A 15,187-nucleotide genomic window follows, 5' to 3' on the forward strand; every position below is an offset into this window, starting at 1 on the left:
GCCGGTACCGGCCCACGGCCGTGGGCCGGGAGTGCCCGGCAGGGCGTGTCCTCCGTCGCTCCCGGGGAGTTGGGCACGGCACGCCCGACCCCGTCCGGCCCGCCCCTGACGCCCGCAGCCCCGGAGGACGCCGTGAGCCCCCGCCCCCGTACCGCCCCGTCGACGGCCCGGCCGCCCGCCCGCGCCGCGGCACTGCGCACCGCCGCCTCCGCCCTGCTGCTCGCCGCCGCATGCGGCGGCGCGTCCGGCTGCATGACCGTCGGCCAGGACGCGGGGGAGGGCGCACGGCGCGGTGACGGCAAGGCCCCGGCCGGGCGTACGGACGCCGAGCGCGGCGCCGGGGGCGAGGCCCGCGACGGGGGCGCGCGCCCTCATCGCGAACGGGACGGCGAGCGCCGGGACGGGGACGAAGGCGACCGCGCGAAGCGGCGCGACGGCGCACGGGGTGCGGAGAAGGAGCGCGGCGGGGACCGTGACCAGGACGACGCGCGCCCGGGCGGCGCCTCCGCGGCGCCCGGTGGCGACCGCCCCGCCCCGGGCGCCGGCACGGCGGGCCGGGACCCCGGTCCGCCGTCTCCCGGGGGCTCCACACCCACGGCACCGCCGGACCCCACCGGCGGCCCGGGCGGCGGCGACCCCACGCAGCCCCCGCCCGAACCCTCCTCGCCCGCCCCGGGCACCTCCCCGCCCCCCGGCTCCGGCGACGGCGGCGGGGGCGACGGCGGGGGCGCCGGAGACGGCGCGGACGACGGCGGCGACGGTACGGACGGCGGGGCGTCCGGCGGCCCGGACTCCGCGCGGGAGTCCGGCCCGGAGTCCGGCGCGGCGACCGGGGTCGTGCTGCGCGGGGCGGAGCCGTCCCGCACGGCAGGCTGACGGCGCGCTCCACCGGGCACCCCGTGTGACGCGAGACACCCGCGTCGCCGGCCGCCTCCCCGCCCGCCGGCCCCGTCGCGTGCCGTACGCTGGTCGGGACCCCGTTCGGCGGACACACAGTGCCCGGTGGCACTGTGCGGCACCGCGCGGGGCCTGCGAGCGCCCTCCGGCCGCCCCGTACTCGTTTGCGCGGGCGCCCTCGGGGTGCGTATGATCGTAGATCGTTTGATCCCATTTGCCCGGCGCCCCCACCGAAGCGCGCCGCGTGGCGCGTTCCTTCCCTGCCGTGGCTGATCCGCATCGAGGCGGTCGAGTTCTCACACGGAGTTATGGGCGCGTGCCGATGACTCCGGAAGGTTTGTAATCCGCATGTCCGTCGCTGCCCCCGAGGCCGTACTGCTCGACGACGAGAAGACCACCACCTTCGCCGACCTCGGCCTCCCCGGCCAGGTCGTCCGCAAGCTCGCCGAGAACGGCGTCACCACCCCCTTCCCCATCCAGGCCGCCACCATCCCGGACGCGCTGGCCGGCAAGGACATCCTCGGCCGCGGCCGCACCGGCTCCGGCAAGACGCTCTCCTTCGGCCTGCCGCTGCTCGCCCGGCTGACCGGCGGCCGCACCGAGCGGAAGCGCCCCCGCGGCCTGATCCTCACGCCCACCCGCGAGTTGGCGATGCAGGTGTCCGACGCGCTGCAGCCGTACGGCGACACGCTCGGCCTGCGGTTCAAGGTCGTCTGCGGCGGCACCTCGATGGGGAATCAGATCGCCGCCCTGGAGCGCGGGGTGGACATCCTCGTCGCCACCCCGGGCCGGCTGCGGGACATCATCAACCGCGGCGCCTGCTCGCTGGACGACGTCGAGGTCGCCGTGCTCGACGAGGCCGACCAGATGTCCGACCTGGGCTTCCTCCCCGAGGTCACCGAGCTGCTGGACCTCATCCCCGAGGGCGGCCAGCGGATGCTCTTCTCCGCCACCATGGAGAAGGAAATCGGCACCCTCGTCGAGCGCTACCTCGTCGACCCGGTCAGCCACGAGGTGGACGCCGCACAGGGCGCCGTCACCACGATGACCCACCACGTGCTGGTCGTGAAGCCGCGCGACAAGGCCCCGGTCACCGCCGCCATCGCCGCCCGCAAGGGCCGCACCATCATCTTCGTACGGACCCAGCTCGGCGCCGACCGCGTCGCCGAGCAGCTCCGGGAGGCCGGCGTACGGGCCGACGCCCTGCACGGCGGCATGACCCAGGGCGCCCGGACCCGTACCCTCGCCGACTTCAAGGACGGCAAGGCCGACACGCTGGTCGCCACCGACGTCGCCGCCCGCGGCATCCACGTCGACGGCATCGACCTGGTGCTCAACGTCGACCCGGCCGGGGACCACAAGGACTACCTGCACCGCTCCGGGCGTACGGCCCGCGCGGGCGAGTCCGGCACCGTCGTCTCGCTGGCCCTGCCGCACCAGCGGCGGCAGATCTTCCGGCTGATGGAGGACGCGGGCGTCGACGCCTCGCGGCACATCATCGGGCGCGGCGACGTCTTCGACGACGACGTGGCCCGCATCACCGGCGCCCGTTCGCTCACCGAGGTGCAGGCCGAGGCCGCCGCGAACACCGCCAAGCAGGCGGAGCGCGAGGCCAAGCAGCTCGCCCGGCAGCTCGAGCAGGCACAGCGGCACGCCGCCGAACTCCGCGAGGAGGCCGACCGGCTGACCGCCCGCGCGGCCCGCGAGCGCGGCGACGACCCGGAGGAGGCCGTCGCCCGCGCCGCCGAAGCCCTGGCCGCCGAGGCCGAGGCCGAGGCCCGCGCGGAGGCGGAGGCCGAGCGGCGGCGCGAGGAGCGCCGGCGCCAGGAGGAGCAGCAGCGGCGCGAGCGCAAGCGTGAGGAGCGCGCGGGGCAGGACGGCCGCGGGGACCGCGGCGACCGCAACGGCGCGTACGACCGGCGTGGACACGGGCGGCGCGACGGGCGGCCCTTCGAGCGCCGGGACGACGCCCGGGGCGAGCGCGGGGAGCGCGGCGACCGTGGGGAGCGTGCCGACCGCGGCTTCCGGCGCGACGACCGGCGCCCGTACGGGCAGAGCCGGCGGGACGGCGAGCGCGGTGGCTTCCGCCGGGACGACCGGCGGGACGGCGAGCGCCGCCCGTACGGCCGCGGCGACCGCCGCGACGAGCGGCGCCCGTACGGCCGCAGCCGCGACGACCACCGCGGCGGCTCCTTCCACCGCGGCTCCGGCTCCGGCGCCGGAGCGGGACGCCGCACCGACAAGCCCCGCTGGAAGCGCAACGGCTGACCGGACGTCACGGGCCCGCCCAGGGCCCTGGCCCGGCGCCTGCCCGGCACCCACCGACGGCCCGGCCGTGCCTCCGGCACGGCCGGGCCGCGGCGTGTGCGGGGCCGCGGCCGTTCCGGGGCGCGGCTTCCGTGCCCGCCGCCGCGCCGGTACGGGCGTACGCGTGCCTCTCCCGCGTTCCCGGCCGGTGCCGCGGCCTCTTTGCCGATCTTGTACCGGTCGACGGGAAGCCCATACTCCGGGGCGGAACGTGGGCTTCCCGTGGACCGGTACAAGATCCACTCCGGTCGGCCGCCCCGGCCCTCCCGGCCCCGGAGAGCAGGGCACCCGTACCCTGTCCCCTCGCGCACGCGGCACCGCGCCGAATGCCTTCGGAGATCGGCAGGGGCCCGGGCTATGCTGCGGGGGCGGGCCGTTAGCTCAATTGGCAGAGCAGTGGACTTTTAATCCATTGGTTGTGGGTTCGAGTCCCACACGGCCTACCGGGAAGGGCCAGCTCAGGGCGGACCTGGGCTGGCCCTCGCGGCGTTGCGGGGGCGGTAGGAGGGCGAGTGCTCGGCCGTGCCCAGCCGAAGTGCAAGCGATCATGCACGGGGAAGCCCCGCCCGGCCGCGACGGGGAACGCGGACGGACGGGGCTGGCAGGGGCGGGACTACGCCGCCTCTCCCTTCGGAGGGATCACGAAGCCGCGGGTCGGCCCCGAGCGTTCCGGGGCGTCGGGCTGTACGTGGCGGGCCACGGTCGCGAGCACGTCCGCGGTGATGTCCTGCCGCGTGTCAGGGTCGGCCTTGTCGTACACGGCCCACGCTCCCGCGGTGTCCTCCGGGTCCGTGGGTGCGACGACGCCCTCGATCCCGTAGGCCCGCAGTAGCGCGTCGACGTGCCTCGCCTGGTCCGGTCCCATGGTGGTGTCCTCTCTCGGTGTGCGACGCGGTCAGCCGCCGTGCGTACCGCAGTTACCCGGCCGGATGGGGCCGCAGCCGCCCGGCTTCGGCGTGTGCGAGCAGTTCGCCGCCACGGCGACGAGGCCGCGGTCCGGGCGGTCCACAGCTCGTGGTCCGGGGTGTGGCCGGCTTCCTCCATCAGCGCCACGGTACGCGTGAGGGTGTTCTCGTCGTAGCGGGTCGTGTCGGGCCGCTCGGGGTAGTGGTGGACGAACCTGCCGGCCTTCTCGCACAGGTGCGCGTACAGGGGGGTGTGCAGGATCAGGGCGTGCCAGCCCTCGTCCACCACGCGGGACGGCGCGACGGCGAGGGTGGGGAACTGGGCGCAGGTGGCGACGAACTTGGTGGCCTCGTCGACGATGCGGCGTGCGGTGTCCTCGGCCATGCCGTCGTTGTTGTCGAGCACGGTGGCGATGACGTCGGCGCGCTGGGTGTCGGTGAGTAAGGTGCGGGTGTCCATCGTTCTCCTTGGGTGGGTTCGGTGGTGCTCCGCCCCTTCGCCGGGCTCCTTTCCTTGGCGGGGATGAGCCGTCCGGGGAAGGGGCGGGGGTCTATGCGTGGGGGTCGGCGTAGACGAGCAGCCAGGCGACCAGGCCGCCGACGACGAGCACGTAGGCGGCGACCGCTGCCCACTGCTTCACGACGTCGCCCTCGGGCGGGACCACGGGAGGGGGCCGTGCTGCCGCTCGATCTCCCGGGCGTGCGTCGGGCAGGCGTAGATCCGGCCGCAGCGTGGTCCGGGGCTGGGGCCGTCGGCGGTGCCGCCGCTGGTCTCGTGCACCACCACAGTGCCGGGCGCGGGGCAGCGGACGCAGCGCGGCCCGGTCACAGCCGTGCCGCCGCATCCGGCGGGTACCGGTCGGTGATGACCGTGGCGAGGGCGGCGTGCAGCCGGACCGGGTCGGTGTAGAGGCGGCCGCCGCCGACGAGGGGGAGCCAGTACGGGCCGGGCCCGCCCTCGCGGCCCTCGGGCGGGACCTCGATCCAGCAGGCCGGGCCGTAGGTGTCGATGTCGGGCAGCCGCGGCCAGGAGGCGGCCGCGCCCACGCACAGCAGCCAGTACAGCTCCCCGCGGTAGGGGTCGCGGATGACGGCCCCGGAGTCGCAGCCCAGCGCTTCAAGTGCGGGGCGCCCGAGGTGCGCCGGTGCCTTCACGGCGTCCCAGTGCACGCCGGCAGGCTGCATCTGCGAGTCCGGGCCGGGCGGTGGGGCCCAGGATCGTGCAGTGGTTCCCATGGCTACTCCGTCGCTCACGCCGATTCGTTGCGTGAAGACTTAACTGCGCAGCGCGACAGCTCCGGTACCGTTGAGCAGACGGGGAACCGTGAAAGCCATGAAACTGTCGGGAGTTCACCATGGCACGCACCCGCAACGCATCCCTTGCCCGTGCCCTTGACCAGGCGGGATGGTCACGCACGCAACTCGCGCGCGCTGTGAACCGGGCGGGCGCAGAGGCCGGGCAGCCTTTTCACTATGACCAGTCGGCCGTCTCCCACTGGATCGGCGGCACCATGCCGAGGCCGCAGGTCAGGCCATTGATCGCCGAGGCTTTGTCCCGGCGGTTGGGAAGGCCCGTGACGCTCGCCGAGATCGGCCTCGCATCGCCTGCGGACGACACGACGGGCAGCAGCGGTGACACTGTCGCCGACGTGCTGGACCTCGGAAGGGCAGATATGGACCCATCTCGCAGGGGCGTGCTCTCAGCTGGTCTGTACTCGGCCGCCCTGGCAGTGCCGCTGTTCCACGACCTGGTCGGCCGGGCGGAAGCGGTTGGCACAGGGCGCACGACCCACATCGGTGCGGGCGAAGTGGAGACCGTGCGAGCCATGACGACGAAGGTGGCCGACATCCTTGACGAGCTGGGCGGCGGCCACGCCCGGCCGATGGCCGCCGCGTTCCTCGTCAACACCGTCGGCCCTTACCTGAAGGCGTCGGCGCCGGAGCCGGTCCGGCGGGACATGCGGGCCGCAGCCTCCGACCTGGTGTATCTCACAGGGTGGATGGCCATGTACGAGCGCGACCACGGCGTCGGGCAACGCTACTACTGCAAGGCCCTGGAACTGGCCGGCGCCGCGGACGACCACGTCACCTACTGCCGGACGCTGCGCGGGATGAGCCTGCAGGCATCCAACCTGGGCTACGGCAGCAAGGCCGCTGAGTTCGCCGACTCTGCCGCCGAAGCCGCGCCGAAGGGCGGCCCCCGACTCCGTGCGTTCCTCGCGGGCCAGCAGGCGCACGCGGCGTCGATGATCGGCGACAGGCACAAGGCGTTCGCGAAGCTACGCGAGACCGAGACTGCGCTGTCGAAAGCCGACTCACGGCGTGAGGCGATCGGTGGCTACGACGCCAGCGCCTACCACTTCCACGTGGCGCACGTGCTGTACGAAACCAAGGACCTTTCCGGGTCCATCAAGGCGATGCGGGAAGCGCTGAAGCTGCAGCCGAAGCAGGAACGGCAGGGCCGGGTGCACTTCAACGCCGTCTTGGCGCAGCGCCAGTTCGAATACGGCCACATCGAAGCCGCGTGCGAGTCCTGGACTCAGTTCCTGGACGATTACGTGATGCTGTCGACGGCGCGTGGGGACGAGCATTTCGAGACGATGCGTAGCCGCATCCGCCCGTACCGGAGGACGCGAGCGGTGCGGGAGCTCGCTGCCCGCGCTCAAGAGGTGGCCGCATTGAAGGCGGCATAGAACTGGCTCCCGGCTGTCGGGCGCCAGGAGCCGTTCACACCGTACCGCAAGAGCGCCGCTGCGGCTGGGCTTCGACACCCAGAAGGCGCCCCCTGCCGCCGGCCGCGTGGGCCAGGGCAGGGGGCGCTCATCGGGTACGTCAGCTCGTCAGGTACTGCACCAGGAAGCCGGCCAGCGTCGCCAGCACCGCCAGCCCGCCGAGGCCCATCCACACCCGCTTGCGGACGTCGTCCACGTCGGAGCTCACCGCGGCCACCTGGTCCCGGGTATCGCGGTGACTCTTGTCGATGTGCAGCCGCAGCTCTGCGACGTGCGCAGTCGCGTGAGTCGATGCGGGCGGTCATGTCGGCGTCGCGGCCCGGACGGTCGAAGAAGGTCGGCTTCCGCCAAGGGCTGCCGCTCCGGGGCGCTACGTACGCGGCCACTGCAGAGCAGCGCGCCCCGGAGCCGGTGTGTCCCCCGCAGGGCGCGGGCCACGGGGCGTCGTGCGGGGCCCGGGGCACCGTACGGACTCGGCGAAGCCTGACCAGGCTCGACCCACGGTGTGACTGCGCTCCCGAGCGGACGGGATCACCGCCGCGGTCAGCGCGCGGATGGTGGAGAGTTCCGCCGACCCCGGCCTACCGGAGCGGCGGCAAGAGCGGCCGCACCCGGTCAAGCGCCCGAAGGGCAAGGGCCACAGCGGGGCGGAGAAGCCGGCCGACACCGCACTCGCCCGACTCCGGCCACCTGTCGAGCGGGCGTTCGCCGCGCTGAAACGCTGGCGCGTACGGGACACCGTTCGCATCAGCCCGAACCGCGTCACCGCACTCCGGCATGCGGTCTTCGCGATCCACCGGAAACGATCTTCACTCGCAGCGAGGTGGACCAGAACGGTTCACTGAAGCTCCGCCATCGTGAAGTGGCTGGTCAGCGAGGTGGTGTGACCGCGTTTCGGGGTGCTCGTGCTGGTCGTGGGCGGCAGTCTGTGTCGTAGAGGGCCGGGCGGGGTGGTGCCGCCCGATGAGTTCACCGGCTTCGAACGGTCTACCCAGCGACACGACCGTTCTCGACAGGAGTGCCATGTCGACCATCCAGCCAGTGATCCTCACTGCCGACCATGACGTTCTGCTCGGCTTCTATGCGAAATTGTTCGGCGCTGAGGAGGTCTTCCGGGTACCGGAGGAAGGCCCGGTCTTCTACCTCGGCTTGCGCATCGGCGACACCGACCTCGGGCTGGTGGCCAAGGCGGACCCGGGGGACCGAGAGGCGTCGCGGATCCTGCTCAGTATCGGTGTCGACGACGTCGATGAGACGCTCGGCCGGGTGGAGGCGCTGGGCGGCTCGGTCAGCAGCGGCCCCAACGACATGCCGTGGGGACAGCGCGTCGCCCACATCCGGGACCCTGACGGCAACCCGGTGAACCTCACTCAGCCGATCCCGGCCCGGTGACGCTGTTCCGGGGCCCCGGGCACCATGGACGGTATGCAGGCGAACGGAGGCCGTGCTCGGGAGGATCTGCTGCACTGGCGAGGGGAACTCGCGGAGCTCGTCGCGGCTGTGCGGAGAAGCGGACCGGCCCGGAGCTCCGTCAGGTTCGACCGCGGCCATGCCGCGCAGGCAGTGCGCAGGGTCCTCACGGGGGACGTCGCCCCGGAGGAACTGGTCGCCTGGGCGCAGGCGGTGCACTTCGAGGAGGACGTGGAGGCGGCAGAGGGGGACGAGGACCTGCTGACGCGGTTCCTCTTCGAGGTGTCCTCGCCGGAGCTGTTCGCACCGCTCACCGATGCTCTGTGCCGGCGGTGGCTGGACGATCTGGACCCCGTCGAGGCTCGCCGAGCCTCGTCCCGTACGTCCCGAGGAGGAGTCGTCGTGAGCGAAGCGCCGTCGTACCGGATCGAGCCGGTCGGGTATGTGGAGTCGCCGCTGAGTGAGCGGCGGGACGCGCCCAAGCAGGGGTTCGAGGGCGCCCCCGACACCTGGCTGGTCTTCCGGCCGGAGGTCGGGGAGGCGCTGCGCGATCTCCGGGCCGGGGACGAGGTGTACGTGCTGACCTGGCTCCACCAGGCGGACCGTGGCGTCCTCCGGGTGCATCCCCGGGACGACCCGGAGCAGCCGGAGCGGGGCGTGTTCGGCACCCGTTCGCCGGACCGGCCGAACCCCGTCGGTCTGCACCGGGTGCGGATCGCCGCCGTGGACGGCCTGCGCCTGCGGGTGCACGACCTGGAGGCGATCGACGGTACGCCGTTGGTGGACGTCAAGCCGTTGCTGCGCGGGGAGCGGTAGGCCGGCCTGCGGCCTCCGGTCCGGCCTGCGTCCTCGGCCGGTGGGTACGGAGACCCGCGGGCCGGGCCGCGCACCCGGCGGTCGCGTGCGCTCCCCATGGGCACGGGCGCTCCGCGAGGCGGTGGGACTCGGTGTGACGGCGGGAGCACCCGGAGTCATGGCCCGCCCCGGCCCCGCGCGGGCGGCGCCTCCGCGTCCGACGACCCCGCCCCGGTGCCCGTCCCGGGCAGCCGGGCGCTCCCGCCGGGGCGGGGGACCCCGGCCCTCTACACTGGGGGCGGAATCGCGTGGACGGCCGCGAGCTCATTGGCGCCGGCCGGCGATCGCCGGGCCCCGAGGGTCCCCGCCGGCCGAGGTTCCCAGACGGCGCTGGCCGCACTGTGAAGAATTGCTCAGGAAGGGTGTGTCGGCGTGACGCGCTACGGGTCTCCGCTCCCGGAGAAGCCTTCGTTGGAGGACCTCGAGACGAAGTGGTCCACGTTCTGGAGCGAGGCCGCCGTGTTCCGGTTCGTACGGCCGGGCAAGCGCGAGGACGTCTTCTCCGTCGACACCCCGCCGCCGACGGTCAGCGGCTCGCTGCACGTGGGTCACGTCTTCAGCTACACGCACACCGACATCGTGGCGCGCTTCCAGCGGATGCGCGGCAAGCACGTCTTCTACCCGATGGGCTGGGACGACAACGGTCTGCCCACCGAGCGCCGGGTGCAGAACTACTACGGCGTGCGCTGCGACCCCTCGCTCCCCTACGACCCGGACTTCACCCCGCCGGTGCCGGTGTCCGAGCGCACCGGCAAGGACAAGAAGGCGCCCGCGGTCCACATCTCCCGGCGGAACTTCGTCGAGCTGTGCGAGCAGCTCACCCAGGAGGACGAGGGGATCTTCGAGCAGCTCTGGCGGAAGCTGGGGCTCTCGGTCGACTGGTCCACGACGTACACCACCATCGGCCGGGACGCGCAGCGGCTGTCGCAGGCCGCGTTCCTGCGTGAGCTGCGGCGCGGCGAGGCGTACCAGTACGAGGCGCCCACGATGTGGGACGTGACCTTCCAGACCGCGGTGGCGAACGCCGAGGTGGTGGAGAAGGAGGTCACGGGGCACTACCACGGTGTCGCGTTCCGGAGCGTCGCGGCCGGTGGGGCCGACGGGTCCGGCGGGACCGGCGAGGACGCCGGCGAGATCGTGCACATCGAGACCACCCGTCCGGAGCTGCTGCCGGCCTGTGTGGCGCTGGTGGCGCACCCGGAGGACGCCCGTTATCAGAAGCTTTTCGGCACCGAGGTCGTCTCCCCGCTCTTCGGGGTGCGGGTGCCGGTCGTGGCGCACGAGGCCGCGGACCCGGAGAAGGGCACCGGCATCGCCATGGTCTGCACCTTCGGTGACATGACGGACGTGCAGTGGTGGCGTGAGTTCCGGCTGCCGACCCGCCCGGTCGTCGGCCGGAACGGCCGGATGCTCCAGGTGGACTTCGCCGAGCTGCCGACCGGCACCCCGGAGCAGGCGCAGGAGGTGTACGACAAGGTCACCGGGAAGACGGTGCACACCGCCCGGGAGATCGTCGTGGACGAGCTGCGCTCGGCGGGCGCCCTGATCGGCGAGCCGAAGCAGACGACGCGCGCGGTCAAGTTCTACGAGAAGGGCGACCGGCCGCTGGAGATCGTCAGCAGCCGGCAGTGGTTCATCCGTACCCAGGACATCAAGGACAAGCTGCTCGCCCGGGGTGCCGAGCTGGAGTGGCATCCGCCGTACATGAAGTCCCGGTACGACGACTGGACGCGCGGGCTGAACGCCGACTGGCTGATCAGCCGCCAGCGCTTCTTCGGCGTGCCGTTCCCGGTCTGGTACCCGCTGGACGCGGAGGGGCAGCCGCAGTACGAGGAGCCGGTCCTCCCCGAGGAGGCGCAGCTCCCCGTCGACCCGTCCAGCGACTGCCCCGCGGGCTACACCGAGGAGCAGCGCGGGGAACCCGGCGGCTTCCTGGGGGAGCCGGACGTCATGGACACCTGGGCGACGTCCTCGCTGAGCCCGCAGCTCGCCTGCGGCTGGCTGGACGACCCGGAGCTGTTCGCGCAGACGTTCCCCATGGACCTGCGCCCGCAGGGCCACGACATCATCCGGACCTGGCTGTTCACCACGGTCGTGCGGTCGCAGCTGGAGCACAAGGAGCTGCCGTGGCGGAACGCCACGCTCTCCGGCTGGATCCTGGACCCGGACCGGAAGAAGATGTCCAAGTCCCAGGGGAACGTCGTCACTCCGGAGCACCTGCTGGACCAGTACGGCGCGGACGCCGTGCGGTACTGGGCCGCCAGCGGCCGGCCGGGCACCGACACGGCCTTCGACCCGCAGCAGATGAAGATCGGCCGCAGGCTGGCCACCAAGCTGCTGAACGCGAGCAAGTTCGTGCTCTCGCTGCCCGCGCCCGCCGCGGGCGCGGAGGTGACGGAGACCTTCGACCGGGCGCTGCTGACCTCGCTTTCCTCGGTGGTCACGCAGGCCACGGAGGCCCTGGAGGGCTTCGACTACACCGCCGCGCTGGAGCGGGTCGAACGGTTCTTCTGGTTCTTCTGCGACGACTACCTGGAGCTGGTCAAGGAGCGCGCCTACGGGCGGGCCGGGGAGCCGGCCGGCAGCGAGTCGGCGCGCCGCACGCTGCGGCTGGCGCTGGACGTGCTGATCCGGCTGTTCGCGCCGGTGCTGCCGTACGCGTGCGAGGAGACCTGGTCCTGGGCGCACGAGGAGTCGGTGCACGTGGCGGCGTGGCCGACGCGGGAGGAGATCGCCGCGGTGGCGGCGGACGGCGACCCGGAGCTCGTGGACGTGGCGAGCGCGGCGATCGCCGCCATCCGTAAGGCCAAGTCCTCCGCGAAGGTGTCCATGCGGGCGGAGGTCGCCCGGGTGGTCGTCGAGGCGCCGGAGGCGGTCCTGGAGAAGGTGCGGGTCGTCAGCGGCGACCTGCGGGACGCCGGCAAGGTCGCGGAGATGGAGTACCGCGCGGACGAGCAGGCGGAGCTCTCGGTCACCGCGGAGCTGAACGCGCAGCAGAGCGACTGAGCCGCCGCCGCGGTGGCGGCGGCTCCGTGGAGCACTGCCCCGCGGTACGGGCCGGTGCCGGGGGCTGCGGCCCCGGGCCGGCGGCCCGTCCTGGGCCACGCCCGGCACGCCGGGCGGGGCCGCGCCCGGTCGGCCAGGTACGGGCCCGGTATGGGCGCGGCCTGCGCCCTGCCCGGCGCCGGGCGCTGCCGGGCACCCTGCGCCGGGGCCTGTCCGGGGCCGCAGCCCCGGCTTAGGACCGCCGGCGAGGAGGGGTGTCCGTCAGCGTGGCCGGTGCGACCGCACTGAGTCCGCGGTGTCGCAACCCGCGAGGACCGGTCCCGGTGAGGGCGGCGGAGTGCGGGGCCCGTCCCGGCGTCGGCGGCCGGGGTGGCGCGCGTTCGTGCGCGCGGCGGCCCCGCGGCGGCGGGGTCAGCGGCTCGCGTGGCGCATGTCGCGGGGGCTGACGCCGTAGCGCCGCCGGAAGGCGGTGCTCAGCGCGCTCGCGGAGGAGAAGCCGGAGGCGTGCGCGAGGTCCGTCACCGAGAGGTGGTCGTACGCGCGGCACTGCAGCCGTTCCCGCACGAGCCGCAGCCGTTCCTCGCGGATCAGTTCCCGGGGCGTGGTGCCGACGCGTTGCAGGGCGAGCTGCACCTGGCGCAGCGACCAGCCCAGCGCCCGGGCCGTGGAGGCGCCGGTCAGCCCGGGGTCGGCCGCGTGTGCGCGGACGAAGCGGCGTACCAGCGCCTCCACCTCGGCCAGTTGCCCCGGGGCGTCGGGCCGGTCGTCGCCCACGGCGAGCATGCAGAGCAGTTCGGCGACGCGGTCGGAGACGGCGTCGAACTCGGCGTCGCTGAGCTCGTCCCGCTCCTCGTAGAGGCCGCCCAGCATGGTGCCCACCACCCGGCCGAGTCCGCGGCTCAGGTCCAGTCCGGTCGCCAGCGGGGACTTGCGGTTCAGCGGCTCGTCGATCTCGCGCGCGGGGATGGTGAGGATGAACGCCCGGGTGCCGGCTTCCTGCAGGCACTCGAACGGGGCGCCGAAGGTGACCAGCCCGGCGGTGCGCGGCTCCAGCCGCGCCTCCTGCCCGTCCTGGCGCAGGGTGAGCGAGCCCTGGAGCGGGAGCAGCAGCCGGTAGTCCTCGTCCGGGTCCTGCCGGACGTGCCGCGTGGTGCGCGTGTAGGTGATCTCGTCCGACCAGAAGCGGACGAGCTGGTAGGCACCGGTGTGCTGCCGCACGGTGCTGCCGTGGAAGTCGTCGTTGCGCGCGTAGCGGTAGTCCATCCGGGACTGGTAGTCGCCGATGTGCTCCCGCCAGTACTCGGCCCGCTCACGCGGCGCCACGCTCCCCGTCGACAACGATTCCACGCTGTACGTTCCCGCGGGCACCGGAACCCCCTCGGCCGCAGTCGGGTGCAATGGGACAGAGATACGGAGATCGGGACGGAGACAGGGACGGGCAGGCGACCCGGGGTCGGCCGGCGGTCCAACCAACCCGCAGGTCGGGGCTGTTGAGCAAGCAGCCTAGTACACCGCGTACCGTTCCGGGGACTCCCCGTGCCCGGTCGCCCGGTGCGGGATGCGCCCCCGGACGCGCCGCGAGGTGCGCCGACTGCGCCCGGCGTGCGCCCCCGGGCAACTTCCGTGCGTGTGGGCGAAAGCACGCCCGTGGACGGCCGCCTACCGTCGGGCGCCCGCCACCTCCCCGCCCGTCCCCGACGAGGACTTCCCACCCCATGACTGAACACCTGCCGGAGGCCGTCTTCTGGTGCCTGGCCGCCGGCCTGCTCGCCGTCTCCGTCCTGCTGTTGCGCCAGCGCGGGATCACCGCCCGCGTACGGCGGCGGAACGCGGAGCTGGCCGACGGGCTGCGCGCCCGGGACGCGGAGGTACGGCATCTGGTCGCGGTCCGGCTGCCCGCGCTGGAGGACTCCCCGCTCCCGGCCGCCGCCTCCGGAACCGGCCTGCTGGACGCCCGGCTGGCCGGCACCCCCTTCGCCGCGGGCCTCCAGGACGTGCTGGAACGCTTCTCCGGAGCCGTCGCACACGCCCAGGCCCGCGCCGACCGCTCGGCCAAGGCCGCCCTGAAGACCTCCATGCGCGCCATCCAGGCCCTGGCGAACGAGCAGCAGGTCTCCATCTCCGAGATGCAGGACCGGCACGACGACCCCGACGTGCTCGGCGACCTGCTCCAGATCGACCACGCGAACGCCCAGTTCGGCCGGCGGGCCCAGGCCATCGCCGTGCTCTGCGGGTCCTGGCCGGGCCGGCAGCGCGCCGCCTCCGGCCTCACCGAGGTCGTCCGCGGCGCCACCTCCCGCATCCGTGACTACCGCCGGGTGCGCCTGCACGGCGAGGTCGGCCTCGCGGTGGAGAGCCGGGCGGTGGAGTCCGTGGTGCTCGCCGTCGCGGAGCTGCTGGACAACGCCGCCCGCCACTCGCAGCCCAACACCACCGTCGAGGTCACCCTGCAGGCGGTGCACAACGGCGCCTGCATCGTCATCGACGACGCGGGTGTCGGCATGGACGGGCAGGCGGTGGAGCAGGCCACGGCGCTGCTCTCCGGCCGGGACGCCGTGGACGTCACCCGGCTCGACGACCCCCCGCAGTTCGGCTTCCCGGTCTGCGGGGTGCTGGCGGCGCGGTACGGGTTCCAGGTCTCGGCCGACACCCGGTCGCCCTACGGCGGCGTACGGGCCGTGGTGTTCCTGCCGACCGCGTTGCTCACCCAGCCGGATGCCGGGCCCCTGGGAGCCGCCTCGGACACGGCGGCCTCCGGGACTGCCGCGGCCCTGCCGCCCGCTGGCGCCCCTCCGGCACCCGCACCGGGCACCCCGGCGGGCATGCCCGCCCCGGCGGGTACACCTGCCGCGGGGGGCACCCCTGCGGAGGCGGGCACGTCCGCCCCCGAGGGTGCGCCTGCGCCGGCGGGCAGCTCCGCCCCGGAGGGGGCGTCCCCGGCGGCGGGCGTCCCCGCGCGGGCGGGCACGTCCGCCCTGGAGGGTGCGCCTGCCCCGTCGGACGCCCCGGCAGCGGCGGAGGCGACGGCCGGCGCAGCCCGTACGCCCGGGGCCGCCGCGGGCGGGTCCGCGGCCG

At 74.0% G+C, this 15,187-nt stretch carries 12 protein-coding genes and 1 tRNA gene; 10 read left to right on the forward strand and 3 right to left on the reverse strand.

The genetic code is table 11. The features are described 5' to 3' along the window. Positions 1 to 132: 132 nt before the first annotated feature. The 3 genes from HOY81_RS11195 to HOY81_RS11205 all read left to right on the forward strand — a co-directional run bounded on the left by HOY81_RS11195 (position 133) and on the right by HOY81_RS11205 (position 3,647). Positions 133 to 876 carry a hypothetical protein gene (locus HOY81_RS11195; protein WP_237320121.1) on the forward strand — a complete coding sequence of 248 codons (744 nt, stop codon included), beginning with the start codon at positions 133 to 135 and terminating at the stop codon, positions 874 to 876. Positions 877 to 1,245: 369 nt separating this feature from the next. Then, positions 1,246 to 3,165 carry a DEAD/DEAH box helicase gene (locus tag HOY81_RS11200; RefSeq protein ID WP_237320122.1) on the forward strand — a complete coding sequence of 640 codons (1,920 nt, stop codon included), beginning with the start codon at positions 1,246 to 1,248 and terminating at the stop codon, positions 3,163 to 3,165. A 409-nt stretch (positions 3,166 to 3,574) separates the two neighbouring features. Further along, positions 3,575 to 3,647: transfer RNA gene (locus HOY81_RS11205), tRNA-Lys, on the forward strand. A gap of 170 nt (positions 3,648 to 3,817) precedes the next feature. On the opposite strand, the gene HOY81_RS11210 is transcribed toward HOY81_RS11205, so the two are convergent. After that, positions 3,818 to 4,069, reverse strand: coding sequence for a hypothetical protein (locus tag HOY81_RS11210; protein ID WP_237320123.1), 252 nt, complete (start codon positions 4,067 to 4,069; stop codon positions 3,818 to 3,820). A 308-nt stretch (positions 4,070 to 4,377) separates the two neighbouring features. Between HOY81_RS11210 and HOY81_RS11215 the strand changes: the two genes are divergently transcribed. After that, the gene (locus HOY81_RS11215) at positions 4,378 to 4,554 is read left to right on the forward strand and encodes a hypothetical protein (RefSeq protein WP_237320124.1); all 177 of its coding nucleotides are present in this window, start codon (positions 4,378 to 4,380) and stop codon (positions 4,552 to 4,554) included. Between the two features lie 380 nt (positions 4,555 to 4,934). Here the strand turns inward: HOY81_RS11215 and HOY81_RS11220 are convergent, their stop codons facing one another. Then, entirely contained in the window at positions 4,935 to 5,345 is a 411-nt protein-coding gene (locus HOY81_RS11220; protein WP_237320125.1) for a hypothetical protein, read from the reverse strand. A gap of 119 nt (positions 5,346 to 5,464) precedes the next feature. Here HOY81_RS11220 and HOY81_RS11225 point away from each other — a divergent pair, with 119 nt between their 5' ends. From HOY81_RS11225 to valS, 5 genes are all read left to right on the forward strand, one after another. Next, positions 5,465 to 6,802, forward strand: a complete 1,338-nt coding sequence (locus HOY81_RS11225) for a hypothetical protein (RefSeq protein ID WP_237320126.1) — start codon at positions 5,465 to 5,467, stop codon at positions 6,800 to 6,802. 593 nt (positions 6,803 to 7,395) lie between these two features. Further along, complete coding sequence (locus HOY81_RS27725) at positions 7,396 to 7,686, forward strand: transposase family protein (protein WP_368857737.1); 291 nt, start codon at positions 7,396 to 7,398, stop codon at positions 7,684 to 7,686. A 178-nt stretch (positions 7,687 to 7,864) separates the two neighbouring features. Then, entirely contained in the window at positions 7,865 to 8,233 is a 369-nt protein-coding gene (locus tag HOY81_RS11230) for a VOC family protein (protein ID WP_237320127.1), read from the forward strand. Positions 8,234 to 8,266: 33 nt separating this feature from the next. Next, on the forward strand, positions 8,267 to 9,067 hold the full coding sequence (gene tsaA / locus HOY81_RS11235; protein WP_237320128.1) for a tRNA (N6-threonylcarbamoyladenosine(37)-N6)-methyltransferase TrmO: 801 nt from the start codon (positions 8,267 to 8,269) through the stop codon (positions 9,065 to 9,067). 411 nt (positions 9,068 to 9,478) lie between these two features. Beyond that, the gene (valS, locus tag HOY81_RS11240; RefSeq protein ID WP_308340975.1) at positions 9,479 to 12,112 is read left to right on the forward strand and encodes a valine--tRNA ligase; all 2,634 of its coding nucleotides are present in this window, start codon (positions 9,479 to 9,481) and stop codon (positions 12,110 to 12,112) included. 411 nt (positions 12,113 to 12,523) lie between these two features. On the opposite strand, the gene HOY81_RS11245 is transcribed toward valS, so the two are convergent. Beyond that, positions 12,524 to 13,459 (reverse strand): AraC family transcriptional regulator, encoded by a 936-nt coding sequence (locus HOY81_RS11245; RefSeq protein ID WP_237320130.1) that lies wholly within the window; start codon positions 13,457 to 13,459, stop codon positions 12,524 to 12,526. 368 nt (positions 13,460 to 13,827) lie between these two features. On the opposite strand from HOY81_RS11245, the gene HOY81_RS11250 reads away from it, so the two are divergent. Beyond that, on the forward strand, positions 13,828 to 15,187 hold a 1,360-nt coding region (locus HOY81_RS11250; RefSeq protein ID WP_237320131.1), incomplete at its 3' end, for an ATP-binding protein.

It is taken from the genome of Streptomyces sp. JJ36 (assembly GCF_021696945.1).
Taxonomy (GTDB): domain Bacteria; phylum Actinomycetota; class Actinomycetes; order Streptomycetales; family Streptomycetaceae; genus Streptomyces.

Excerpts from the sequence above, each read along its gene's own strand:
- HOY81_RS11200 (WP_237320122.1), top strand. The coding sequence starts at position 1,246 with ATGTCCGTCGCTGCCCCCGAGGCCGTACTGCTCGACGACGAGAAGACC.
- HOY81_RS11210 (WP_237320123.1), bottom strand. The coding sequence starts at position 4,069 with ATGGGACCGGACCAGGCGAGGCACGTCGACGCGCTACTGCGGGCCTAC.
- HOY81_RS11220 (WP_237320125.1), bottom strand. The coding sequence starts at position 5,345 with ATGGGAACCACTGCACGATCCTGGGCCCCACCGCCCGGCCCGGACTCG.
- HOY81_RS11225 (WP_237320126.1), top strand. The coding sequence starts at position 5,465 with ATGGCACGCACCCGCAACGCATCCCTTGCCCGTGCCCTTGACCAGGCG.
- HOY81_RS27725 (WP_368857737.1), top strand. The coding sequence starts at position 7,396 with ATGGTGGAGAGTTCCGCCGACCCCGGCCTACCGGAGCGGCGGCAAGAG.
- HOY81_RS11230 (WP_237320127.1), top strand. The coding sequence starts at position 7,865 with ATGTCGACCATCCAGCCAGTGATCCTCACTGCCGACCATGACGTTCTG.
- tsaA (WP_237320128.1), top strand. The coding sequence starts at position 8,267 with ATGCAGGCGAACGGAGGCCGTGCTCGGGAGGATCTGCTGCACTGGCGA.